21 protein-coding genes, 1 other RNA gene and 1 pseudogene are annotated in these 22,323 nt (G+C 63.1%); 12 read left to right on the forward strand and 11 right to left on the reverse strand.

What is annotated here, in order from left to right:
- Positions 1–863 (reverse strand): ATP-dependent helicase (locus tag NKI61_RS21860; protein ID WP_352840779.1); only part of this gene is annotated, 863 nt, incomplete at its 3' end.
- Between the two features lie 284 nt (positions 864–1,147).
- On the opposite strand from NKI61_RS21860, the gene NKI61_RS21865 reads away from it, so the two are divergent.
- The 3 genes from NKI61_RS21865 (at position 1,148) to NKI61_RS21875 (ending at position 4,988) form a co-directional block, all read left to right on the forward strand.
- On the forward strand, positions 1,148–3,460 hold the full coding sequence (locus NKI61_RS21865; RefSeq protein WP_352840781.1) for a glucose/quinate/shikimate family membrane-bound PQQ-dependent dehydrogenase: 2,313 nt from the start codon (positions 1,148–1,150) through the stop codon (positions 3,458–3,460).
- A gap of 236 nt (positions 3,461–3,696) precedes the next feature.
- Positions 3,697–3,900, forward strand: coding sequence for a hypothetical protein (locus tag NKI61_RS21870; protein WP_352840782.1), 204 nt, complete (start codon positions 3,697–3,699; stop codon positions 3,898–3,900).
- A 182-nt stretch (positions 3,901–4,082) separates the two neighbouring features.
- Entirely contained in the window at positions 4,083–4,988 is a 906-nt protein-coding gene (locus tag NKI61_RS21875; protein ID WP_352840785.1) for a dienelactone hydrolase family protein, read from the forward strand.
- Between the two features lie 3 nt (positions 4,989–4,991).
- Here the strand turns inward: NKI61_RS21875 and NKI61_RS21880 are convergent, their stop codons facing one another.
- From NKI61_RS21880 to NKI61_RS21895, 4 genes are all read right to left on the reverse strand, one after another.
- Positions 4,992–5,441 carry a response regulator gene (locus tag NKI61_RS21880; RefSeq protein ID WP_023668313.1) on the reverse strand — a complete coding sequence of 150 codons (450 nt, stop codon included), beginning with the start codon at positions 5,439–5,441 and terminating at the stop codon, positions 4,992–4,994.
- Positions 5,438–6,586, reverse strand: coding sequence for a histidine kinase dimerization/phosphoacceptor domain -containing protein (locus tag NKI61_RS21885; RefSeq protein WP_352840787.1), 1,149 nt, complete (start codon positions 6,584–6,586; stop codon positions 5,438–5,440). Before NKI61_RS21885 ends, NKI61_RS21880 begins: the two co-directional genes overlap by 4 nt.
- A 260-nt stretch (positions 6,587–6,846) precedes the next feature.
- Positions 6,847–7,044 carry a hypothetical protein gene (locus NKI61_RS21890; RefSeq protein WP_352770225.1) on the reverse strand — a complete coding sequence of 66 codons (198 nt, stop codon included), beginning with the start codon at positions 7,042–7,044 and terminating at the stop codon, positions 6,847–6,849.
- Between the two features lie 146 nt (positions 7,045–7,190).
- Entirely contained in the window at positions 7,191–7,676 is a 486-nt protein-coding gene (locus NKI61_RS21895) for a thioesterase family protein (RefSeq protein ID WP_023712460.1), read from the reverse strand.
- A gap of 221 nt (positions 7,677–7,897) precedes the next feature.
- Between NKI61_RS21895 and NKI61_RS21900 the strand changes: the two genes are divergently transcribed.
- The 3 genes from NKI61_RS21900 (at position 7,898) to NKI61_RS21910 (ending at position 13,914) form a co-directional block, all read left to right on the forward strand.
- Complete coding sequence (locus NKI61_RS21900) at positions 7,898–9,307, forward strand: FAD-binding oxidoreductase (RefSeq protein WP_023741678.1); 1,410 nt, start codon at positions 7,898–7,900, stop codon at positions 9,305–9,307.
- Between the two features lie 20 nt (positions 9,308–9,327).
- Positions 9,328–9,807 (forward strand): hypothetical protein, encoded by a 480-nt coding sequence (locus NKI61_RS21905; RefSeq protein WP_023741677.1) that lies wholly within the window; start codon positions 9,328–9,330, stop codon positions 9,805–9,807.
- Positions 9,808–9,960: 153 nt separating this feature from the next.
- Positions 9,961–13,914 (forward strand): AsmA family protein, encoded by a 3,954-nt coding sequence (locus tag NKI61_RS21910; RefSeq protein WP_352840790.1) that lies wholly within the window; start codon positions 9,961–9,963, stop codon positions 13,912–13,914.
- A 7-nt stretch (positions 13,915–13,921) separates the two neighbouring features.
- Here NKI61_RS21910 and NKI61_RS21915 read toward each other — a convergent pair whose 3' ends face one another.
- From NKI61_RS21915 to NKI61_RS21930, 4 genes are all read right to left on the reverse strand, one after another.
- Positions 13,922–14,143, reverse strand: a complete 222-nt coding sequence (locus NKI61_RS21915) for a ribbon-helix-helix domain-containing protein (protein WP_023712463.1) — start codon at positions 14,141–14,143, stop codon at positions 13,922–13,924.
- Positions 14,144–14,156: 13 nt separating this feature from the next.
- The gene (locus tag NKI61_RS21920; protein WP_023667420.1) at positions 14,157–14,351 is read right to left on the reverse strand and encodes a DUF4169 family protein; all 195 of its coding nucleotides are present in this window, start codon (positions 14,349–14,351) and stop codon (positions 14,157–14,159) included.
- 18 nt (positions 14,352–14,369) lie between these two features.
- A complete protein-coding gene (locus NKI61_RS21925) occupies positions 14,370–14,909 on the reverse strand; it encodes an SspB family protein (RefSeq protein ID WP_023741675.1) in 540 nt (179 codons plus the stop codon).
- 130 nt (positions 14,910–15,039) lie between these two features.
- A complete protein-coding gene (locus tag NKI61_RS21930) occupies positions 15,040–15,723 on the reverse strand; it encodes a TetR/AcrR family transcriptional regulator (RefSeq protein WP_023690901.1) in 684 nt (227 codons plus the stop codon).
- A gap of 191 nt (positions 15,724–15,914) precedes the next feature.
- Here NKI61_RS21930 and NKI61_RS21935 point away from each other — a divergent pair, with 191 nt between their 5' ends.
- A complete protein-coding gene (locus NKI61_RS21935; protein ID WP_023667417.1) occupies positions 15,915–17,120 on the forward strand; it encodes a multidrug effflux MFS transporter in 1,206 nt (401 codons plus the stop codon).
- Positions 17,121–17,332: 212 nt separating this feature from the next.
- Here NKI61_RS21935 and ssrA read toward each other — a convergent pair.
- Positions 17,333–17,691: a transfer-messenger RNA gene (gene ssrA, locus NKI61_RS21940) on the reverse strand.
- 168 nt (positions 17,692–17,859) lie between these two features.
- Between ssrA and NKI61_RS21945 the strand changes: the two genes are divergently transcribed.
- Both NKI61_RS21945 and NKI61_RS21950 read left to right on the forward strand, forming a co-directional pair.
- Positions 17,860–18,171, forward strand: a complete 312-nt coding sequence (locus NKI61_RS21945; protein WP_352840804.1) for a DUF2853 family protein — start codon at positions 17,860–17,862, stop codon at positions 18,169–18,171.
- A 341-nt stretch (positions 18,172–18,512) separates the two neighbouring features.
- Entirely contained in the window at positions 18,513–19,307 is a 795-nt protein-coding gene (locus tag NKI61_RS21950) for a thymidylate synthase (protein ID WP_023682098.1), read from the forward strand.
- Between the two features lie 11 nt (positions 19,308–19,318).
- On the opposite strand, the pseudogene NKI61_RS21955 reads toward NKI61_RS21950, so the two are convergent.
- Positions 19,319–19,518: pseudogene (locus NKI61_RS21955) on the reverse strand (TOBE domain-containing protein).
- A 156-nt stretch (positions 19,519–19,674) separates the two neighbouring features.
- Here NKI61_RS21955 and modA point away from each other — a divergent pair.
- Genes modA through modC form a run of 3 tightly spaced genes read left to right on the forward strand, consistent with a single transcriptional unit; the run spans position 19,675 to position 22,301 of the window.
- Positions 19,675–20,472 carry a molybdate ABC transporter substrate-binding protein gene (gene modA / locus NKI61_RS21960; protein ID WP_023735950.1) on the forward strand — a complete coding sequence of 266 codons (798 nt, stop codon included), beginning with the start codon at positions 19,675–19,677 and terminating at the stop codon, positions 20,470–20,472.
- 15 nt (positions 20,473–20,487) lie between these two features.
- Positions 20,488–21,192: a molybdate ABC transporter permease subunit gene (gene modB, locus NKI61_RS21965; protein WP_023667413.1), complete on the forward strand. Its 705-nt coding sequence runs from the start codon at positions 20,488–20,490 to the stop codon at positions 21,190–21,192.
- Positions 21,189–22,301, forward strand: coding sequence for a molybdenum ABC transporter ATP-binding protein (gene modC / locus NKI61_RS21970; RefSeq protein WP_023741674.1), 1,113 nt, complete (start codon positions 21,189–21,191; stop codon positions 22,299–22,301). The genes modB and modC overlap by 4 nt, the downstream gene beginning before the upstream one ends.
- Positions 22,302–22,323 lie beyond the last annotated feature (22 nt).

Consider the following 22,323-nt stretch of genomic DNA (forward strand, 5'->3'; position numbering starts at 1 on the left):
GGCGCGACCTCCCCCATCGAGGGGGAGGTAGGTCTTTGCGCCAGGAGCCGCAGCCACATGTATTGCGCGGTGTTGGTGTCCTGGTACTCGTCGACGAGGATGTATTTGAAGCGCTTGTGGTAGTCCTTCAGCACGTCCGGATTGGCGCGAAAGATGCGGATCGGGTGGCAGAGCAGATCGCCGAAGTCGCAAGCGTTCAGGATCTTGAGCCGCTCCTGATAGGCCTTGTAGAGCTCGCGGCCCTTGCCGTTGGCGAAGCTGCGGGCATCGCCCTCGGCAATGTCGGCGGGGCCTTGGCCCTTGTTCTTCCAGCCGTCGATCATCTGCGCGAACTGCTTGGCCGGCCAGCGCTTGTCGTCGAGGCCTTCGGCCTGGATCAGCTGCTTGATCAGCCGTACGACGTCGTCGGTGTCGAGGATGGTGAAATCGGATTTGAGCCCGGCCAGCTCGGCGTGCCGCCGCAAGAGCTTGACGCCGATGGAGTGGAAGGTGCCGAGCCACGGCATGCCCTCGACGGCTTCGCCGACGAGATGGCCGATGCGCTGCTTCATCTCGCGCGCGGCCTTGTTGGTGAAGGTCACCGCCAGGATCTGCGAGGGGAAAGCCCTGCCGGTGGCCAGGATATGGGCGATGCGGGTGGTCAGCACGCGTGTCTTGCCGGTGCCGGCGCCGGCCAGCACCAGGACCGGGCCTTCGGTGGTTTCCACCGCCAGCCGCTGCTCGGGGTTGAGGCCGTTGAGATAATCGGGCCCGCTGTTGGGGCCGCTGCGGGCCGCCATGGCGCGCGCCGCTATGCCCGACGGGGCCGCGGGCCTCGCATTGGGTTCGTCAAAAAAGGGCATGTCTTCCGCAAAGCCGGACATCTCCCCCGAATGTAGTGATTCGGGAGCGAAAGACCAGAAGTGTCTACGTTTTGTTCTGGTTTGGAAGTGAGATTCTGGGGCGCAGTGCGAATTTCATCGTCCCGACGCCCGACAATGTCGTGGAGGTGCTGCAGCGTGGGAGCGGAATGAAGTCGAGCGTTTGCTCTCGCCTTATGCTGGCAGGGCCAGCTTGACACACGCGGCCTGGGGGAGAAAGCTGGCGACAGGGCAGGGGCGGCTGCCCGTGAGGCGCTGCAAAGCGCATCAGTCGAAGGAGTATCGTCTTGGCTGTCGTCATCACCTCCCTCATCCTGTTCCTCATCGGCCTCGCACTTGGCGGCGGCGGCGTCTGGCTCGCGATGCTGGGCGGCAGCTGGTACTATGTCATCACCGGTCTCGCCTTCCTGATCGCCGCATGGCTGCTCTTCCGGCGCAAATCGACGGCGCTCTGGCTCTACGCGGCGATCGTGCTCGGCACGCTGGCCTGGGCGGTGTGGGAAATCGGCTTCGACTGGTGGGAACTCGGACCGCGCGGCGGCATCATCGTGCTTCTGGCGCTGTGGCTGCTGACACCTTGGGCAAGGCGGGGCCTGACCGGCCCCGACGCGCGAGCGCCGCTCATTCTGGCCGTGCTCGCTTCGCTCGCCGTCGCCGGTTATTCGATGACGGCCGATCCCAAGGACATCGCCGGCGACCTCAGCGCCGACAAGGTGACGCCGACTGCCGATCTCGGCGGCAATGTGCCTCCGGGCGAATGGCATTTCTACGGCCGTACGCAATTTGGCCAGCGCTATTCGCCGCTCGACCAGATCACGCCCGACAATGTCGCCAAATTGCGGCCGGCCTGGACCTACCAGACCGGCGACGTGAAAGGGCCGGACGATGTCGGCGAAACCACCTACCAGGTGACGCCGCTGAAGGTGGGCGATGCGCTCTATATCTGCACGCCGCACAATTTCGCCATTGCCATCGATGCCGCCACCGGCAAGGAGAAATGGCGTTTCGATCCCAAGATCAAGCTCGACAAGGACCGCCAGCACCAGACCTGCCGCGGCGTGTCCTATTATGCCGATGCCAAGATGGCCGCCGGCCAGCCTTGCGCGACACGCGTCTATCTGCCGACCTCGGATGCGCGGCTGATCGCGCTCGACGCCGCCAACGGCCAGGTCTGCCCGTCCTTCGCAGAGGCCGGCACGCTCAATCTGTTGACCAACATGCCGTATCCGAAGTCGGGCTATTATTACTCGACCTCGGCGCCGCTGATTGCGGGCGGCAAGATCATCATTGGCGGCGCGGTCAACGACAATTATTCGACGCAAGAGCCGTCCGGCGTCATCCGGGCCTTCGACGTCGACACCGGCGCCCTGGTGTGGAACTGGGATTCCGGCAATCCGGACCAGACAACGCCGCTGGCTGCAGGCCAGACCTACACCCACAACTCGCCCAACATGTGGTCGACGGCGAGCGCCGACGAGAAGCTCGGCCTGCTCTATGTGCCGCTCGGCAACCAGACGCCGGACCAGCTCGGGATGGGCCGCAGCGCCAATGTCGAGAAGTTTTCCTCCTCGATCACCGCGCTCGATCTGGCCACCGGACAAGTGCGCTGGGTGCGGCAGACCGTGCATCACGACCTCTGGGACATGGATGTGCCGGCACAGCCGACCCTGGTCGACATCACCACCGCTGTCGGCGTCGTTCCGGGCCTGGTTGGACCGACCAAGCAGGGCGACCTCTACGTGCTCGACCGGCGCAGCGGCGAGCCGATCATCCCGATCAAGGAAGTGCCGGCGCCGGGCGGCGCTGTCGAGGGCGATCACACGTCGCCGACGCAGCCGGTCTCGGATCTCTCCTTCAATCCGAGGCCGCTGACCGGCGCCGACATGTGGGGCATCACCATGTTCGACCAGCTGGCCTGCCGGATCGAATTCCAGGGCCTGCGCTACGAGGGCCGCTATACCCCGCCATCGGTGCAGGGCTCGCTGGTCTATCCCGGTAATTTCGGCACCTTCAACTGGGGCGGCGTCGCCGTCGATCCGGTGCGGCAGGTGATGTTCGGCATGCCGACCTATCTGGCGTTCAAATCGCAGCTCATTCCGCGCGACCAGGTGCCGCCCCCGGATGAGGGGCGCGGCAGCGAACAGGGGCTGAACCGCAATGAGGGCGCGCCCTATGCGGTGGTGATGGGGCCGTTCCTGTCGCCGCTCGGCGTGCCCTGCCAGGCGCCGCCATGGGGCTATGTGGCCGGGGCCGACCTCAGAACCGGCAAAATCGCCTACAAGCACCGCAACGGCACCGTCTATGACATGACGCCATTGCCCTTACCGCTGAAGGTCGGTGTTCCCGGCATTGGCGGGCCGATGATCACCGCCGGCGGTGTCGTCTTCCTGGGCGCGGCGGTCGACGACTATCTGCGCGCCTATGACCTGACATCGGGCAAGCAGCTCTGGCAGGCCAGGCTGCCGGCCGGTGGGCAGTCGACGCCGATGACCTACACCGTCGCCGACGGCCGCCAGTTCGTGGTCATCGTCGCCGGCGGCCACGGCTCGGTCGGCACCAAGCCCGGCGACTATGTGATGGCCTATACGCTGCCGAAGTAGCAGCGATGTGACTTAGGTAAGTGATCGGCCCGGCAGATATTCTGGCAATGTCGCGCCGCCCCTCATCTGCCTGCCGGCATCTATACGGGGAGAAGTGCCCGGCAGGGCGATGAGGGGCAGCACCAGCCTTGGTCAGCTTGCGTAAGAGATGGCCTTTGGGGCTGGGCACGGAGCCCAGTACTTCATTGGGAGGCTTCGGCCTGCTGGATCAGCGCGGTGACGGCCGACGCCGGTGGATGCGGACGTTCACCATCCGAGCGGCGGCTGCGGCAGCAGCGGAGCGCATTGCCAGCAAGGCAGCAACAGCAAGCACGAGCGCGCTTGCAAGGATCGGAGTGGACAAGGTCATGGCGTTGTTTCCTTCCCGTCGGGCCGCCGCTACGGGCGAGACCATCATCAGCTTCCTTCCATATTGTGACGGCACCATCGACATTCTCTGAAATGACCAAAATGTGATGCGCGCGTTCGGCGGGGCGGCCGCATCGTTCGATGGCGCAAGCGTCACCCATCCGAGACTGGACCGTGCGAGCTTGCACCCTATCTTGATCCGCGAGTCATCCCGGAGTGACCGCGAGGTCTTCCCGGAGTGACCGTGAGATCATCTCCTAACGAGGAGCACGCCATGACGAAACCCACCGCCGAAGCCGTCAAACCTGCCAAACCTGCCATCACCCAGGCGATGATCGATGCCTATGACGAATACACGCATCTGACGCTCGACCGCCGCCGCTTCATGGAGCAGCTGACCAGGCTTGCCGGATCGGGCGCGGCGGCGGCCGCGATCGCGCCGCTGCTTGCGGCGAATTCGGCGCAGGCGGCAATCGTCGCCGACAACGATCCGCGCGTGAAGGCTGAAGATGTCACCTATTCCGGCAGCAGCGGTGAGATGAAGGGCTATCTGGTCAGGCCGGCGGACCAGTCCGGCAAGCTCGGCACCGTCATCGTGGTGCATGAGAACAGGGGGCTCAACCCGCATATCAAGGATGTTGCGCGGCGCGTTGCGCTGGAAGGGTTCGTGGCGCTGGCGCCGGATTTCCTGTCGCCGCTCGGCGGCACGCCCGCTGACGAAGACAAGGCGCGCGACATGTTCACCAAGCTCGACGCCAGCCAGGTCACCGCCGATGGCCTGGCGACCATCGCCTATCTCAAGGGCGAGAAGGACGGCAACGGCAAGGTCGGTGCTGTCGGCTTCTGCTGGGGCGGCGGCACGGTCAACAATCTGGCGGTCAACGCGCCCGATCTCGCCGTCGGCGTCGCCTATTACGGCATGCAGCCGAAGGCCGAGGATGCGGCGAAGATCAAGGCGGCGCTGTTGCTGCACTATGCCGGGCTCGACGAGCGCATCGACGCCGGCATCGATGCCTACAATAAAGCGCTCGACGCCGCCCATGTCGAATACACGCTCTATGTCTATGACGGCGTCAACCATGCCTTCAACAACGACACCTCGGCCGCGCGCTACGACAAGAAGGCAGCCGATCTCGCCTGGGGACGGACGATCGCTTTCCTCAAGGAGAAGCTGGCGTAGGCTTCAGGCCGCCGACGACGCCCATACGCTTTCATAGGCCGGCGACAGCGTAAAACCGGCCGGCAGCACCGAGACCGGGGGCGGGCGCCGCACGCCCTCCTGCAGATAGCGCAACGCCGACACCAGTCCGTTCATCGTGTAGGGCTTGGCGATGACGCCGATCGCGCCGGCGAAATGGTCGGGGATGCGTTTTGGATTGGCGGTCATGAACACCACCATGGAACGGTTACCCTCGCGGATATGCTCGGCAACCTCGACCCCGGTTGGTCCGTCGGCGAGGTGGATATCGACAAAGGCAATATCGGCATCGGCGGTATCAATCATACCTCTTGCTTCGGCCAACGATGTCGCCCAACCCACAACGCTGTGGCCGGCTTCCTCGACGAGGCTTTCCAGTTCCATCGCCAGCAACGCCTCGTCCTCGACGATCAGGACCTTGAGCGGTTCGTTCATGACAGCTTCCCTTTCTGCTGCGGTTCGTTCGGCATCGAGATGACCACCTTGGTGCCCGGGCCGGCGTCGCGCCATTCGATGTCGGCATGCAACTGACGGGCAAGCGACTTGATCAGCCGCATGCCGAAGGAAGCATCGCCACTGGACTCGGCCATGCCGACGCCGTCATCGGAAACCTCGATGTTGAAGTGGCCGTCGGGTTGGCTCATCTTGATGCCGATGCGCCCCGCGGTGGTGCCGTCCGGCTTTTCCTTGAAGGCATGCTTCAGCGCGTTGGTGACAAGCTCATTGACCATCAAGGCAACAGGCGTGGCTTTTTCGGCCGGAATGACGATGGGTTCGAGGTCCAGCGTCGGCTTGATCTCGGCGCGCCCCGATGCGGTCAGCAGGTCGGTGACCAGATCCCTGGCGAAATCCGAGACATCGAAGCGGCTGACATCCTTTGACTGGTAGAGACGGCGATGCACAGTGCTCAGCGCCTCGATGCGCTCCAGCATGGTGGTCAGGGATCGCTTCGTCGCTTCATCCTTGATTGCCCGGCTTTGCATGATGATCAGCGAGGAGATCATCTGCAGGTTGTTTTTCACCCGATGGTCGACCTCGTGCAGCAGCGTGGTCTGCGCCTCAAGGGCGGCCTCAAGCTCGCGCGTGCGTTCCTTGACAGCCTTTTCGAAGCGGTTCTTGTCGGCGGTGATGCGATCCTCGGAGCGCTTGCGATCGGAGACATCGAGCTGTGAGGCAAAGAAGAACAGGAGTTCGCCTTTGTCGTTGGAAACCGGGCTGATGTAGAGCGCATTCCAGAACGTCGAGCCGTCCTTGCGGTAGTTCAACAGATCGATGGCGATATCGGTTCCCGCTGCTATCGCGTCGCGCACGCTAGCCACAGCTGCCTTGTCTGTCTCTGGCCCCTGCAGGAAGCGGCAGTTCTTGCCCATGACCTCGTCGCGCTCGTAGCCGGTCAGGCGCAGGAACGCGTCATTGGCAAAGACGATCGGATTGTCCGCCTGACGGGGATCGGTGATGACCATCGACATGCGGGTGGCGCGGATGGCAGCCGCGAACGGATCGCCCTTGCCGTGCTCGGCATGCAGATTGTCCGTCATGTGCCATGCGTCGGCCGGTTCCCTGGTCCTTTTCCAGTCCATGCTTTCACTCCAAGCCGTTTTTCAGGGGTCACAACGGCTTAGACGTGGAATTGGTTCAATCTTGATCTTCTTGTCGCAGGCAGCCGTTTGCGAAACCGAATCGCCGGTTGCGCAAACTGTCGAAATGAACGGTTTTTGAAGGTTGTCGGATGTAGCCGATTCGCTGAAAGCAGGGCTGGCGCCGACCTTTGGAAATGATCAGGTCGCAATGGTCCGTGGCGGCGCTCGCCGGTGGCGGCTTTCTCAGAACAGCGGAAACATCAGGCGTGGCCACGCTTCATGCGCGCCTGCTTCAGGATGGCGCGCCAGCGGATCATGTCGAAGGGGATAGGCTCGTTGTTGTTGGCGATATGGAAGATCTCGTTGTTGACGTTCTTCAACGAGCGCCAGAAATCATAGTCGGTGATGCGCGCATCGGCAGCCAGCCTGTCCACCTCGACCTTGATGTCGGTTTTCATCCACGTTCCTCGAACCGCCTGTTGCCCGCCGCCCGCATCGCAACTCGCATGGCACCGTTCTCAAACGGTCCGCTGAGTCGTTCAATGGCTCAAATGGCTTGTTCACGTTAAAACCTTGGTAAGGTTAACGCGGGCGCAGCAGCGCTTCAAGCGGTCCTGCGGCGAATACCGATCGAACGGCCGGCGCGTTCGGGCATCGGCAGTGCAGAGTGGGCGGCGCGCATCGCTTCCACCTTGGCCTGCACGTCGGCGGGGAAGGGCGCGACTTTCGGCCCGGACATGTCGACATGCAGCGACAGGGTTTCGGAAGTGGCGGCGAGCCAGCCATCGACATGGCGGATTTCCTGGTAGGCCCGCAGCCGCTTGTCGTCGTGATCGATCAGCTGGAAGGATACGACGACCTTGTGTTCGAGGTGCAGTTCCTGGACATAGCAAACATGGACTTCGGCCGTGTAGATGGTCAGGCGCCGCTCTTTGACATAGTCCAGCCCCATGCCCATCGCCTCGAACGCCTCATCCGAGCAGCGGTCGAACAACACGTTGTAATAGGCCATGTTGAGATGGCCGTTGTAGTCGATCCAATCCTTCTCGATGTCCATCGGTTTGGAAACGAAGGGGGCAGGGATGGGCATGGAAACTTCCTTGTTCTGGTGCTGGACCGAGTTCAGTGCTGGACAGGCTGCGGCCCGTGAGACTAGAGCGGTTCACCGTCTCGCGGAAACGGCGAACCGCTCTAGTTTTTTGTTGACGCAATCCCGGACGGAAAACCGCTTCACACTTTCCCTGGAATTGCGTCATGTGCATCCATAATCGCATAACAAGCATGGACGCTGGTCCATTCGCGGAGGAATTCATGGCTCTGAGCGACCTCAATCCGGTCGAACGCAACGAGGAAGGCATTGCGGCGGTGCTCGGCATCCTCAAACAGCAGCTCGGCGAACGCTTCCAGACAGGCGCGGCGATCCGCTCGCAGCATGCGCATACCACCACCTATATTCCGGCGCAGGCGCCTGACGGTGTCGCGTTCCCGGAGACGACAGAAGAGGTGCAGGAGATCGTACGTGCCTGCGCCGCGCACCGCGTGCCGGTCATCGCCTTCGGCGTCGGCTCGTCGCTCGAAGGCCATACCAATGCGCCGGGTGGCGGCATCTCGGTCGACACCTCGCGCATGAACCGCATCCTGTCGGTCAACCCCGAGGATCTCGACTGCACGGTCGAGCCTGGCGTAACGCGCGAGGATTTGAATCGGCACCTGCGCGATACCGGCCTGTTCTTCCCCATCGATCCCGGCGCCAATGCTTCGCTCGGCGGCATGGCGGCGACGCGGGCATCCGGCACCAATGCGGTGCGCTACGGCACGATGCGCGAGAACGTGCTGTCGCTGACGGCCGTCATGGCTGATGGCGAGACGGTGACGACCGGCAAGCGGGCGAAAAAGAGTTCGGCCGGCTACGATCTGACGCGGCTTCTGGTCGGCTCGGAAGGCACGCTCGGCATCATCACCTCGCTGACCTTGAAGCTGCAAGGCATTCCGCAGGCGATCTCCGGCGGCGTCTGCCCGTTTCCAAACCTCGAGGCGGCCTGCAACGCGGTCATCGCGACCATCCAGATGGGCATTCCGGTGGCGCGCATCGAACTGGTGAATGGACTGCAGATGCGGGCGATGAAGAATTACTCGAAGCTCGATTACCCCGAGAGCCCGTGCCTGTTCGTCGAGTTCCACGGCAGCGATGCCGGTGTCGCCGAACAGGCCGAAACCTTCGGTGCCATTGCTGAAGACAATGGCGGCGGGCCATTCCTGTGGACGAGCGTCGCCGAGGAGCGCACGAAACTCTGGAAGGCCAGGCACGATGCTTATTGGGCGTCGCTGACGCTGCGGCCGGGCACCAAGGGCCTGTCGACCGATGTCTGCGTGCCGATCTCGCGGCTGGCCGAATGCGTTGCCGAAACCGAGGCCGACATTGCCGAGATGGGCCTGGTTGCGCCGATCGTCGGCCATGCCGGCGACGGCAATTTCCATGTGCTGGTGCTGATGGATGTCAACGACCCCAAAGAGATCGCGCTGGCGGAGAAATTCGTCTCGCGGCTGAACATGCGGGCGATCGCCATGGACGGCACCTGCACCGGCGAACACGGCATCGGCCAGGGCAAGATCGGCTTCCTGCGCCATGAGCTCGGCCATGGTGTCGACATCATGCGCTCCATAAAAAAAGCGCTCGACCCGCAAGACATCATGAACCCAGGCAAGATATTACCTGCATAGCCGAAATGTGAGGAGCGGCAATGGATACCCTGATTATAAGGGCATCGCTTGGCAAGACACTGTTATTGCTGTCGGCCAGCCTCTTCTTTGTCCTGGCCTGCGCTTTCCTGATTTATGTCTCCGAGGACGGCGACACCGCCGGCCTTTGGTGGTGCGTGGCCTTTTTCGGGCTGGTCGCGTTGGTGTTTGCCTGGCAGCTTGTGCGGCCGCAGATTCTGGTGCTGAACGGACAAGGTTTCAGTCTCGGCGGAGGCCTTGTTCGATCGCCCAAGCTGGTCCCCTGGAAGGATATCGAAAGCTTCTTCGTCGTCCATCGCCGGCGCAGAATCGGCAATATGATCGGGTACAATTTCGCACCGGGGGTCAAGAAAAGCTCCGTCATGGGCAGCGTGACCAAAAGCCTCGGCGCCGAAGCCGCATTACCGCAGGGCTGGACATTGTCGCCCGAGGAGATGGTGGTGCTGCTGAACGAATATCGCCGACGGGCGGTGGCGGATTAGTCTGTTGCATGTCGGCCGGCACGCAGTCACAGGCGTCCGAAATCTCTGCTCGTCCAGATACAGAGATCAAGCAACTCTGGATGAATTGCCTCTTTATCGACACGCTGATGCGGGTAGAGTGCGGCTGACTTTCAATCAACCCGTTCGGAGCTGATGCTCGCACGCCTGTTCGTGATCTTCGGTGGCTTGTTTGTGCTGGTGCTGGTTGCGGCGCTGGTGGTGCCGTATTTTGTCGACTGGACCGGGTACCGCGCCCAATTCGAGCGCGAGGCGAGCGCCATTCTCGGCCGCAAGGTGACGGTGCAAGGCGACGCCACGGCGCGGCTGTTGCCGTTCCCCTCGGTGACCTTCTCAAACGTCACGGTCGCCGGCGGCCCCGGCGGCCAGCCGGCAATGACCGTCGAGACCTTTTCGATGGACGCGGAACTGGCGCCGTTCCTGCGCGGCGAAGTGCTGATTTTCGACATGCGGCTGGTGCATCCGAAGGCGACGATCGACATCGCCGATAACGGCACGGTCGACTGGGCGATACGGCCGTCCTCGCCCTTCGATCTCAACCAGATCTCGATCGAGAAGCTGACGGTGACGGAGGGAGAAATTGCGCTCCGCCATGCCGCAGGCGGGCGCAGCCATCTGATTTCCGATATCAATTCGACCATCTCTGCCAAGTCGCTGGCCGGGCCGTGGCGCATGGACGGAACGTTGCTGCTCGACGGACTGCGTTCGACTGTTGCGGCTTCGACCGGCAAGGCCGAAGGCAGCGGCCAGATGCGGCTGAGGCTCAAGGTCGATCCCGATGCCTATCCACTGGTCATCGAAACCGACGGCAATGCCGGCATCGTCAATGGGGCTGCCGTCTATTCCGGCCAGTTCAAGATTTCCGGCAACGACAAGAATTCGGCTACGCTGCGCGGCAGCGATGGTGAGGTTGTCGAGATCAATACGGGCAAGGTCAGCGCCGGCAAGCCCGATCCGGGCTTCCGGCTGAACGGCAAGTTCTCGCTTGATCACCAGAAGCTCGGCGTCGACGAATTCCGCTTCGAGACCGGGCCGCTCGACAATCCCTACACAGCCGACGGCAAGGCTTCGGTCGATCTCGGCCTGAAGCCGAACTTCGCAATCGAGGCCAATGGCGCGCAGGTGCAACTGGACGAGGCGGTGGGTGCTGAAAAGGGCGCCGGCCTGACGCTGGACCAGCGCATTGCCGGGATCGAGCAGGCGCTGCTCGAACTGCCGAAGCCGAGCATCCCCGGCACTGTCGAGGTCAAGCTGCCGGCGGTGGTGGCTGGCGACACCACGGTGCGCGACGTGCATCTCTCGGCCGAGCCGGTCGAGGGCGGCTGGTCGGTGAAATCGCTGGCCGCGACCTTGCCCGGGCGCACGACGCTGGAAGCCAGCGGCATGCTCAGCGTAACGGATCATTTCGGTTTCAGCGGCTCCATGCTGCTGGCGGTGGCGCAGCCTTCCGGCTTTGCTGCCTGGTTGTCCAAAGATGTCGACGAGGCGATCCGCCGGCTGCCGGCCGCCGGCTTCAAGGCCAAGGTGGACCTGTCGGAGAAGCGGCAGGCGTTCAGCGACCTCGAACTGATCCTCGGCAAGTCGAAGTTCACCGGCCGCATCGATTCCAGCCAGCCCGACGACGCCAAGTCCTCGGTGCTGATGCGGCTCGAGGGCGGCGAACTCGATGTCGACGGGCTGACGGCCTTCGCCTCGATCTTCGTCAGCGACAAGGGCGCCAACCGCTTTTCCGACCGTGACCTCGATTTTCAGATCAAGGCAGGGCCGGTCAATGCTGGCGGGCTCACCGCCGACACGGTCGATACCGCGCTCCGGCTCCGCGACGGGCTGCTCGAAATCGACCGGCTGTCGATTGGCGGCCTTGCCGGCGCCTCGATCAGCGCCACCGGCCGGATCAAGGATTTTCCCGCAAGCCCGACCGGCAAGCTCGATGCCTCGGTGGTCGCCGTCGATCTGAAGCCGCTGATCGACATTGCCGCGCAACACTATCCCGACAATCTGATGCTGAAGGGACTGGCTGGCCGCACGGCCGCCTATCCTGAACTGTTCCAGGACGCGCGCGTCGATCTGGTGGCGAGCGCCGCCGACAATGGCGACGGCACCACCGGGCTGGCGGTGAGCGGACAAGGCAAGGCCGGCGGTTCGGCCTTTTCGGCGTCGCTGTCGGGCAAGGGGGCCGTAGGCCAGTTGCTTGACGCGCCGGTGACGCTGACCTTCAACGCCAAAAATCCCGACGCCACGGCGCTGCTGGCGCTCTACGGCCTGCCGGCGCTGCCGCTCGGCATGCTCGGCCAGGCAAGCACCGATATTTCGGCGAAAGGCACGCTCGGCGGCGGCCTGGCGACGAGCTTCAATTTCGCCGCCGACGACTTCAAGGCAACGTTCGACGGCACCGTTGCTCAGACACCGCAAGGCACCACCGCCAAGGGCAAGATCGGCCTCGACGCCTCCGACATCGAGCCTTGGCTGATGACGACCGGCGCCGGCCTGCCGGGCATGGGAACGGGCACCTCGACCTCGCTCAGCGCGGATGCCGATTTCGGCAGTGGCCTGCTGGTGTTGAGCGGTCTCAGCGGATCCATCAACGAGTCGGAGATTTCGGGCGACGTCAACATCGATGCGAAGCAGGGGCTGCCGCATTTTGCCGGTGCGCTGGCGCTCGACGAACTGGACCTCGACCCGATTGCGGTTGCGCTGTTCGGTGACCAGTCGTTCCTCAGCAGCAACGCGAACTGGCCGACGGCGCCATTCAGCCAGAAATCCAGCCTGCCGTTCAGCGCCGATCTCGATCTGACGACGGCGACGCTTGCCGCCGGACCGCTGGCGACAGCCTATGATGCGTCGCTGTCATTGAAACTGGACCAGGAAGGCATCCGCGTTTCGGACCTGAAGGCAAAACTGCTCGGCGGCGCGCTCACCGGATTGTTCGAGTTGAAGAACACAGACGGCACGGGGCTGTTCTCCGGCCAGATGAGGCTTGCCGGCGCCGACCTGGCGACTGTGCTGCCGGCTGCCGGATTGAGTGGCAACGGCGATTTCTCGACAGGGCTGTCGACCAGCGGCAAATCGGTCGACGCGATGATTGCCGCACTCTCCGGCTCGGGCACGGCGGCGCTGAAAGGCCTCACCATTGCCGGCGTCAATCCCGATGCCTTCGGCGCGTTGATTGCCAAGGCCGATGCGATCGGGCGCGACATCGACACAGCAAAGACCGCGGGCTTTGCACCTGAGATCGCTGGCGACGGCAGCTTTGCTGCCGGCGATGCCGACATCGCCTTCACGGTCGCCGGCGGCACGTTGCGGGCACCACCGATCAAATTCGAAAACCAGGCGGCGACGCTGTCTGCCGACATCACGGCCGACCTCAACACCGGCACCGTCGCCACCAAGGGCGCGGTCACCTACAAGCCTGGCGACGAGGCGCTGGTCGGCTCCGATCCGACGGTCAATTTCAGCGTCGATGGGCCGTTCGGGGCGCTGAAAAAGCAGTTCGACAGCGAGCCGCTGGCGCAATTTTTGACCCAGCGCGCGCTGGAAAAGGAGCAGCAGCGGGTCGAGGCGATGCAGGCCGCACTGCTCGAGAAGCAGCGGCTGCGGCGCGAGGTGCGCTATTACGCCGCCCTGCAGACCGAGCGCGACAACGCCGCCGAGGAATTGCGCAAGCAGGAGGAAGCGGCACGGCTCAAAGCCGAGGCCGACGCCAAGGCGAAAGTGCAGGCAGATGCGAAGGCACAGGCCGAAGCGGATGCCAAGGCCAAGGCGGATGCCAAAGCAAAGGCCGATGCCGATGCGAAAGCGCAGGCAGAGGCTGACGCCAAGGCCAAGGCGGATGCGGACGCGAAAGCGCAGGCCGAAGAGCAGGCTGCCGAAGACGCCGCCAAGGCCGAGGACGAACGGAAGAAGGCCGAACAGGCTCGGATCGCTTCGCAGGAAAAAGCCAGGCTGGAGGCCGAGCGCAAGGCTCAGGAGCAGGCGCCGAAGGTCGACCGCTCACTTCCCGGCGTCAGTGACGGTTCGGCCCCGGCGCCGCCGAAGCCCAGGACAAATCCGTTCTCGGTCGACAATTTGCTGAAGTCGCTGGGCAATTAAGAACCATTCAGACGGCGTCGCGCTTGGCCCAGTCCAGCACGTGGAGCCTGAGCGCCGAGGACAGATTGGCATCGCGCGGTCTTGTCTCGTCGATCTCCGCGACCAGGGCAGCAAGGGTCAGCTTGCGCGCGGCGGCGATGGCGACGAGATCGTCATAAAAGGGTTTTTCGAGGGAATAGCTGGTGCGATGGCCGCGGATGGTCACGGAGCGTTTTTCGACCGGGCTCACCGCAGGCGGTCCATCAATCGCCCTGGTCTTCCGGGCGTTCGCGGCGGTGGCCGGCGACGAATTTTTCGGCCTTGTCCGATGTCAGACGGTCACGAGTTCTTTCGGCTTTGGAACGGCCGTGCAGAGCGCGGTTCTCGCCGGCGAGCTTTTCCTTTTCGGTGCGCGCCTTCTGCTTGCGGACCTGGCGAAGGTTGACGATCTCGCCCATGTCGCGCCGTCCGTCCCGCTACTTCTTGCGGAAGGCGTCGAGCGACACGACGTCGGCGCCCTTGCCGGCATCGGCCACGGCGGGCTTTTTCTCCGCCTCAGTGGTAGCTGCCTTCTTCTCGGCCTTCGGCTTTTTCTCGGAGACGATAGCCAAGGGCTCGGCAGCCGGCTGGGCGGCTGCATCGTCTTCCGCCGGGACGTCGGTCTTGACGTCGAATTCGAGTTCGAAATTGACCGATGGGTCGTAGAAGCCGCGTACGGCCGAGAACGGGATTTCCAGCTTCTCCGGCACGTCGGAGAAGGACAGCCCGACCTCGAAGCCGGTATCGGTCACCTTGAGGTCCCAATACTGGAACTGGATGACGATGGTCATCTGTTCGGGATAGCGCTCGCGCAGCCTGGAGGACACCCGCACGCCCGGCGCGCCGGTCAGGAATGTGATGAAGAAATGATGATTGCCGGGAAGGCCGGTGCGCGCGACTTCGGCCAGGACCTTGCGCATGACGCCGCGCAACGCCTCCTGGGCCAGAATGTCGTAGCGGATGTGGTCGTCGGCCATGTGCTGGTCGGGTTCCGTTGAATCGTCCGCATAGCTGTAATCAAGCTTGAGCGCGGCGTAAACCGGATATAGATCGCTGATGCGCCGAAGCGAAGCCCGTAACGGACGATTTGATCGCCGGCTTTGACGTTCAGGCGCTGGCCAGCTGTTTTTCCACCGCTGCCGCTGATCTGCGCTTGCCGAAGGCGCGCAGGAATGTGCGCACGCCGTGGGTCGCGGATTGCAGCACTTCATCTTCCGACGGCATGCCGCCGAGCATGAAGGTGGTCTGCAGTTCGGCATTTGCCAAGGCCAGGAACTGGCGCGCGGCGACATCGGGATCGTCGACCGCGAGATGGCCGGCATGGGCGAGGCGGGCAAAACGGGCGGCAAGTGCGGGCCAGGTCCGGCCCGGCCCCTGGTCGCGCCATTCTGCGAAGAGCTCGGGATAGCGCTCGCCTTCGGTCTGGATCAGCTTGCGCAGGAAGCGTCCGTCGCGGTTGCAGATGCAGTTATGATTCAGGCGCACGGCAAAGCCGATCAGGTCGGCTTCCAGATCCTTCGGCTGGTCTGGGAAAGAGGCGAAGGTGGCGAAGATGCCGGCGTTGCAGCGCTCCGTCAGATCCCGCACCACAGCCATGAAGAGCCTTTCCTTGTCGCGGTGGTGATTGTAGATGGTCTGGCGCGAAACGCCCGCCTCCACCGCGATCAGGTCGATATTGGCGCCGGCAAAGCCTTCCCGGCAAAAGACCGAAGCCGCCGCATCGATAATCGACATACGCTTGGCCTCGTGGCCGCGTGGCGGGAAAATGTCAGGAGAAACGGCAAGCTTCATGGAAATCTATATAGAGGTGATTGACGAATTAGACAAGGCTGTCTAAATTTGTGGACACAATAAATGGGAATGAATTCGCTCCGTAGAGACGAATAATCTCTCTCTGAGCCGTCGGATTTCAACGGGATGGAACGTCCTAGGGTTAGTCGTCGCGTTGGCGGCGCCAACCAGACTTGAAAGAAGCCTTTATCATGAGTCCCAAATTCCTCCGCATCGCGGTCGTGCTCGGCCTGTTGTCCGCTATCGGCCCCTTCGCTATCGACATGTATCTGCCGGCGTTGCCTTCGATCGGCGAGGATCTGCATGCCGGCACCGCCGCCGTTCAGATGAGCCTTTTAATCTTCTTCCTGTCGATGGGCTTCGGCCAGATCGTCGTCGGACCGATCTCCGACATGGTCGGCCGCAAGCTGCCGCTTTACGGCGGCCTTGCGCTGTTCATGGTCGGCGGTATCGGTTCGGCCATGAGCCCGACCATCGAATGGCTGATCGCCTTCCGCTTCCTGCAGGGACTGGGCGCCAGCGCCGGCATGGCGGTGCCGCGCGCCATCGTGCGCGACCTGCACACCGGCACCGAAGCCGCCAAGCTGATGTCGCTGCTGATGCTGGTGTTTTCGGTGTCGCCGATCCTGGCGCCGCTGACCGGCAGCCAGATCATCGAGAATTTTGGCTGGCGCGCCGTGTTCTGGACGGTGACGGGCGCGGCCCTGCTGGCCACCATTCTGCTGGCGACCTCGCTGAAGGAGACGCGGCCGGCGGAAGAACGCGTCGGTTCCTCCTTCGGAACCGCACTCGCCGGCTATCGCTTCCTCATGGGTGATCGCAATTTCCTCGGCCTGGTGGCGATCGCCGGCTTCGGCATCGCCAGCTTCTTCGTCTACCTCTCGAGTTCGTCCTTCATCCTGATCGACCATTACGGGCTGTCGCCTTCCGTCTACAGCGTGTTCTTCTCGATCAATGCGGTCGCCTTCATCGGCATGTCGCAGCTGACGGGACTGCTGTCGGAGCGCTTCGGGCTGAAGCGCGTCGTCTGGGTGGCGGTGACCGGCTATGCCACGACGATGGTGGTGCTGTTCGCAGTCATGGCGACCGGCGTGGACCGGCTCGATGTGATGGCGGCACTGCTGTTCGTCGGCTACGGCTTCCTCGGCCTGGTCATCCCGACGACGTCGGTGCTGGCCATGGAAGAGCATGGCGAGATCGCCGGCACGGCCTCGGCGCTGATGGGCACGCTGCACTTCGCCATCGGTGCGCTGGCGATGGGCGTCGCCGGCATCTTCTTCGACGGCACGCCGCTGCCCATGGTGGCCGGCATCACGCTCTGCGCCGTAATCTCGTTCACGCTGGCCAAACTGACGCTCGGCCGCTCGCGCGAAGCCGTTGAAGCGCCGGCCGAGTAAGCTGACCGCAATCGACCGGAAAGGCCGGGTCATCCCGGCCTTTTTCACGTCTGGGGTAATCCGGCCCCGGCCAGAACCACGGCCTTCGACCGACGCCAGCGGCAAATTGCACCAGCTCATGGCTCAATTTGGTGTAGGCTTCGCGGCCCATCGTCATGCGAAATCCGGCCAGCGGCAGCCGGCATTGAGCGTACGATATCGAGGAGGGGAGAAGTGGAGGTTTCTGTTGCCAGGTACCTCCGAACCCCGCCTAGAAGTGCGAACCTCTAGGGCTTGATTTGAAGCTATCGCACCGCTTACGCGGCGAGACGTGCTTCCGCATAGTTGTCATTTGCAACTACAGGTTTAGCCCGATGACGGTGGTACCATGCCGGGCAAAAGTACGATCTTTACACCTTCGTCGATCCTATTTCGCCCCCAGCAACAGCCGCTCTGATCACAGAGCGGTTCTTGGTGGAGGCGCCGGGTACCGCCCCCGGGTCCGAACGGCTTATTACATCGCCCATTTATCGCCATAGTCGGTCAAGCCGACAAAACGAATATAGGGGGCGGGCGCACAAAATGAAAGGCCGCAATGACACTTCTTGGCCGCACCAAACTGCGGCGCCGAGGGTTGACTCGCGCGCGGTCTCAACCGAAGCTTTGCGATGGTGAGGAGTATCGACCGAGCGCACAAGTTGCGGCAGCGCGCCACAGCCCTCATCGATCGGATCCCGTGGCGCCGACATGGGGAAATTTGATGGCCGATTATCTCGCAGACGTGAAGAAATACGACGCCGCCGCAAATGCCGATGTGGTTGCCAAGATTATGAAACATCTGGGCATCGCGCTGCGCAACCGCGATTCCTCGCTGGTATCCTGCACCGACCCCAAGGAATTGGAGCGCGTCAAGACCAACTGGGTTGCCAAGAAACTCGGCGTGACCGACGGGGCGAAAGCCGACTCAGCGATCGAGAAGACCTGCAAGGCGTTGGCCGCCGACAGCTCCAAGAGCCGCGTGACTTTCTACTATCTGGTCGCCAAGGATCTGGGCAAGCTCGGCTCTTTGTAGAGATTATTGCCGATAGGCAGAGCGCGCGTTTGATTTTGCTCCTCACCGGAGGTCAGCACCGCCCCTCATTGCCCTGCCGGGCATTTCTCCCCGTATAGTGACGGGGAGAAATGGCTGACCGCAGCCTTGGCTCTCTCTCTCGAACAAGCTTGTGATTGGCGAAACCGCTGATGACAGCGCCCCTCTCCCCGTCCCTATACGAGGAGAGGATGCCGGCAGGCAGGTGAGGGGCAGCGCCACCTCTTGAGAGATGGGGCAAGCCGCGTTCTGGTCCCTTTTGCTGTGTTCGGCCGGCGGCCAGTCGGTTATGATGGCGGTAACCCCGAATCGAGGCGAAGCCGATGCGCCAGTATCTCGACCTTTTGCAGCATGTGCTGGACAATGGCGCCGATCGTGGCGACCGCACGGGCACCGGCACGCGTGGGGTGTTCGGGTACCAGATGCGCTTCGACCTGTCGCGCGGCTTTCCCGTCACCACCACCAAGAAGCTGCATCTGAAGTCGATCATCCATGAACTCCTGTGGTTCCTGGCCGGCGACACCAACATCAAATACCTTAGAGATCATGGCGTTTCGATCTGGGACGAATGGGCCGACGAGAATGGCGATCTCGGCCCGGTCTATGGCAAGCAGTGGCGCTCCTGGCCGGATGGCCATGGCGGGTCGATCGACCAGATTGCCAATGTTCTGAAGGAGATACGCAGAAATCCGAATTCACGCCGGCTGATCGTTTCGGCGTGGAACCCGGCCGAAGTGGAGGCGATGGCGCTGCCACCGTGCCACTGCCTGTTCCAGTTCTACGTCTCGGAGGGCAAGCTGTCCTGCCAGCTCTACCAGCGCTCGGCCGACATTTTTCTCGGCGTACCCTTCAACATCGCTTCCTACGCGCTGCTGACCTTGATGGTGGCGCAGGTGACCGGGCTGAAGCCCGGCGAGTTCGTCCATACGCTGGGCGATGCGCATCTCTATTCCAACCATTTCGAGCAGGCGCGCGAGCAATTGCGTCGCACGCCCAAGGCGCTGCCGACGCTGTGGATCAATCCGGAAGTGAAGGACCTGTTCGCCTTCCGCTTCGAGGATTTCCGGCTGGAAAACTATTTTGCCGACGCGTCGATCAAGGCGCCGATCGCGGTCTGATCCGCCCACCTTCAATCAATGCCGACCATGACGCCCGATGCCTTGATCACGGCATAGGCCTGCTTGCCTTTTTCGAGCTCGAGATCGGCAACGGCCTCGTTGGTGATCGAAGCGGTGACGACTGAGCCGCCGACATCACCGCGGACAGGCGAGGTGCTTTGGCGATCTCGACGATCGTTCCCTTGAGGATGTTGCGGGCGCTGATCTTCATCGGAGTTCCTTTCCGGGATTTCGGTGCACGTCCAAACCACAACAATCATGCCGAACATACGCTTTCGCAGGAGGCGGCCTTCCCTTGTTATATTCATCCAGATATATCGGTCGGCAGGAGTCGAGCCAGCAGATTTCAAGCCCAGGGAGAGTTTTCATGTTGGGGCACAAAGGTTTTGGTTTGAGGGCGATCGCGATTGGCGGCTTTGCCGTAGCTCTGATGGCCGTGATGCCGGCGGCTCACGCGGGAGACAAGGTGATCGTGTTTGCCGCAGCCAGCCTCAAGGACGGGCTCGACGCCGTCACCAAGGCCTGCGAAGCCGATGTCGGTGAAGCGGCGACCGTCTCCTACGCCGCGAGCTCGGCGCTGGCCAAGCAGATCGAAAGCGGGGCGCCCGCCGATGTGTTCATCTCGGCCGACCTCGACTGGATGAAATATCTCTCCGACAAGAAACTGACCAAGCCGGACACCGAGGTGAAACTGCTCGGCAACCACATCGTGCTGGTGGCGCCGAAGGATTCCAAGGTCGAAACCAGGATCGAGAAAGGCTTCGACCTCGCCAAGCTGATCGGCGACGGCAAGCTCGCCATGGGCGACGTCAAGGCGGTGCCGGCCGGCAAGTATGGCAAGGCGGCACTTGAATCGCTCGGCGTCTGGTCGTCGGTCGAAGGCAAGGTGGCGCAGGCCGAGAATGTGCGCGCCGCGCTGAAGCTGGTTTCAACGGGCGAGGCCGCGCTCGGCATCGTCTATGCCACCGACGCGCATGCCGACAAGGGAGTCAAGGTGGTCGGCACCTTCCCGGAGGATTCGCACCCGCCGATCATCTATCCGGTTGCCCAGACCACCGATTCGAAGGACAAGGATACCCCGGCTTTCCTGAAGTGCCTGCAGTCCGCCAAGGCGGTGGAGCTGTTTAGGGATCAGGGTTTCACCGTGCTCACGCCGAGCAATTAAGGTAGCGGCTGACGCATGAACTGGCTGCTGGACCTCACTCCCGACGAATGGAATGCGGTCCGGCTGTCGATCAAGGTGGCGACGGTGGCGATGCTGTTCAGCCTGCCGCCGGGCATCTTGATGGCGCTTTTGCTGGCCCGCGGAAAATTCTGGGGCAAGACGCTGCTCAACGGTGTGGTTCACCTGCCGTTGATCCTGCCGCCGGTGGTGACAGGTTATCTCTTGCTGCTTACCTTCGGCCGGCGCGGGCCGGCGGGAGCGTTCCTGGCCGAGCATTTCGGCATCGTCTTCTCGTTTCGCTGGACCGGCGCCGCACTGGCCTGCGGTATCATGGGCTTTCCCCTGATGGTGCGGGCGATCCGGCTGTCGATCGAGGCGGTCGACCGCAAAATGGAGGCAGCGGCGGGAACGCTCGGCGCCAACCCGATTTGGGTCTTCGCCACCATCACGCTGCCGCTGATCCTGCCCGGGCTGATCGCCGGCTCGATCCTGTCCTTCGCCAAGGCGATGGGCGAGTTCGGCGCCACCATCACCTTCGTCTCCAACATTCCCAACGAGACGCAGACGCTGCCTTCGGCGATCTACACCTTCACGCAGGTGCCTGGCGGCGATGACGGGGCGCTCAGGCTGACGCTGATCTCCATCGTCATCTCGATGGCCGCATTGGTCGCCTCGGAAGTGCTGGCGCGGCGCGTCGGCCGGCGGATGGACATCGAATGAGCGTGCTGGTGGACATCAGCCATCGGCTCGGCGGTTTCGCCGTCGACGCGCGTTTCGAAAGCGCCGGGCGGCTGACGGCGCTGTTCGGGCCATCGGGCTCCGGCAAGACGACGCTGATCAACGTGATCGCCGGCCTGATCCGGCCGACCAAGGGCCGTATCGCGGTCGACGGCTGTGTGCTGGTCGACACCGATGCCGGCATTTTCGTGCCGAAGCACAAGCGCCGGATCGGCATGGTGTTCCAGGACGCGCGGCTGTTTCCGCATATGAGCGTGGCCGGCAATCTGCGCTATGGCCGCTGGTTCACGCCACCGGCGGAGCGCTATGCGGATGTCGACGCGGTCGTCGAACTGCTCGGCATCGGTCCTCTGCTCGACCGGCGACCGGCAAAGCTCTCGGGCGGCGAGAAGCAGCGCGTGGCGATCGGCCGGGCGCTGCTTGCCAGCCCGAAACTGCTGTTGATGGACGAGCCGCTGGCCTCGCTCGACGATGCGCGCAAAGCCGAGATCCTGCCCTATATCGAGCGGCTGCGCGACGAGACCAAGCTGCCCATCGTATATGTCAGCCACTCCGTCGCCGAGGTGGCGCGGCTGGCCAGCGACGTGGTGGTGATGGCGCAAGGCAAGGTCGCTGCCTCAGGCCCGACCGGCGCGATCATGCAACGGCTCGAATTGCTGCCGGCGGAGGAACGCGGCGAGGGCGGCGCGGTTCTCGACACCAAGGTGCTGCGCCATGACGAGATCTTCGGGATGACCGTGCTCGGCTCGGCGGCGGGGGAAATCCGGGTGCCGCAATTGGCGGTCTCGGTCGGCGCGCCTGTGCGCATCCGAATCCGCGCCCGCGACGTGATGATCGCCACCGAACAGCCGAAAGGTCTCAGTGCGCTCAACATCCTGCCGGGCGCCATCGTCGCAATCGGCTCGGGCGAGGGGCCGACGGTCGAAATCGGCATCGACTGCAATGGCGCAACCGTGCTTGCGCGCATCACCGAACAATCCAGGCAGGTACTGAACCTTCAACTCGGCGGCAAGGTGTTCGCGGTGATCAAGACGGTCAGTTTCGACCGTGCCAACACCGGCGCCGGGCTGCCGGCCGAAGCGGATGGCTGATAGCCGCTATATCGTTTTGGAA

The sequence above is a fragment of the Mesorhizobium sp. M0514 genome (assembly GCF_040321145.1).
Taxonomy (GTDB): Bacteria; Pseudomonadota; Alphaproteobacteria; order Rhizobiales; family Rhizobiaceae; genus Mesorhizobium.

Excerpts from the sequence above, each read along its gene's own strand:
- modC (WP_023741674.1), top strand. The coding sequence starts at position 21,189 with ATGAGCGTGCTGGTGGACATCAGCCATCGGCTCGGCGGTTTCGCCGTC.
- NKI61_RS21895 (WP_023712460.1), bottom strand. The coding sequence starts at position 7,676 with ATGCCCATCCCTGCCCCCTTCGTTTCCAAACCGATGGACATCGAGAAG.
- NKI61_RS21890 (WP_352770225.1), bottom strand. The coding sequence starts at position 7,044 with ATGAAAACCGACATCAAGGTCGAGGTGGACAGGCTGGCTGCCGATGCG.
- modB (WP_023667413.1), top strand. The coding sequence starts at position 20,488 with ATGAACTGGCTGCTGGACCTCACTCCCGACGAATGGAATGCGGTCCGG.
- NKI61_RS21950 (WP_023682098.1), top strand. The coding sequence starts at position 18,513 with ATGCGCCAGTATCTCGACCTTTTGCAGCATGTGCTGGACAATGGCGCC.
- NKI61_RS21870 (WP_352840782.1), top strand. The coding sequence starts at position 3,697 with ATGCGGACGTTCACCATCCGAGCGGCGGCTGCGGCAGCAGCGGAGCGC.
- NKI61_RS21885 (WP_352840787.1), bottom strand. The coding sequence starts at position 6,586 with ATGGACTGGAAAAGGACCAGGGAACCGGCCGACGCATGGCACATGACG.
- NKI61_RS21945 (WP_352840804.1), top strand. The coding sequence starts at position 17,860 with ATGGCCGATTATCTCGCAGACGTGAAGAAATACGACGCCGCCGCAAAT.
- NKI61_RS21910 (WP_352840790.1), top strand. The coding sequence starts at position 9,961 with ATGCTCGCACGCCTGTTCGTGATCTTCGGTGGCTTGTTTGTGCTGGTG.
- NKI61_RS21930 (WP_023690901.1), bottom strand. The coding sequence starts at position 15,723 with ATGAAGCTTGCCGTTTCTCCTGACATTTTCCCGCCACGCGGCCACGAG.
- NKI61_RS21875 (WP_352840785.1), top strand. The coding sequence starts at position 4,083 with ATGACGAAACCCACCGCCGAAGCCGTCAAACCTGCCAAACCTGCCATC.
- NKI61_RS21925 (WP_023741675.1), bottom strand. The coding sequence starts at position 14,909 with ATGGCCGACGACCACATCCGCTACGACATTCTGGCCCAGGAGGCGTTG.
- NKI61_RS21880 (WP_023668313.1), bottom strand. The coding sequence starts at position 5,441 with ATGAACGAACCGCTCAAGGTCCTGATCGTCGAGGACGAGGCGTTGCTG.
- NKI61_RS21905 (WP_023741677.1), top strand. The coding sequence starts at position 9,328 with ATGGATACCCTGATTATAAGGGCATCGCTTGGCAAGACACTGTTATTG.
- NKI61_RS21900 (WP_023741678.1), top strand. The coding sequence starts at position 7,898 with ATGGCTCTGAGCGACCTCAATCCGGTCGAACGCAACGAGGAAGGCATT.
- NKI61_RS21920 (WP_023667420.1), bottom strand. The coding sequence starts at position 14,351 with ATGGGCGAGATCGTCAACCTTCGCCAGGTCCGCAAGCAGAAGGCGCGC.
- modA (WP_023735950.1), top strand. The coding sequence starts at position 19,675 with ATGTTGGGGCACAAAGGTTTTGGTTTGAGGGCGATCGCGATTGGCGGC.
- NKI61_RS21935 (WP_023667417.1), top strand. The coding sequence starts at position 15,915 with ATGAGTCCCAAATTCCTCCGCATCGCGGTCGTGCTCGGCCTGTTGTCC.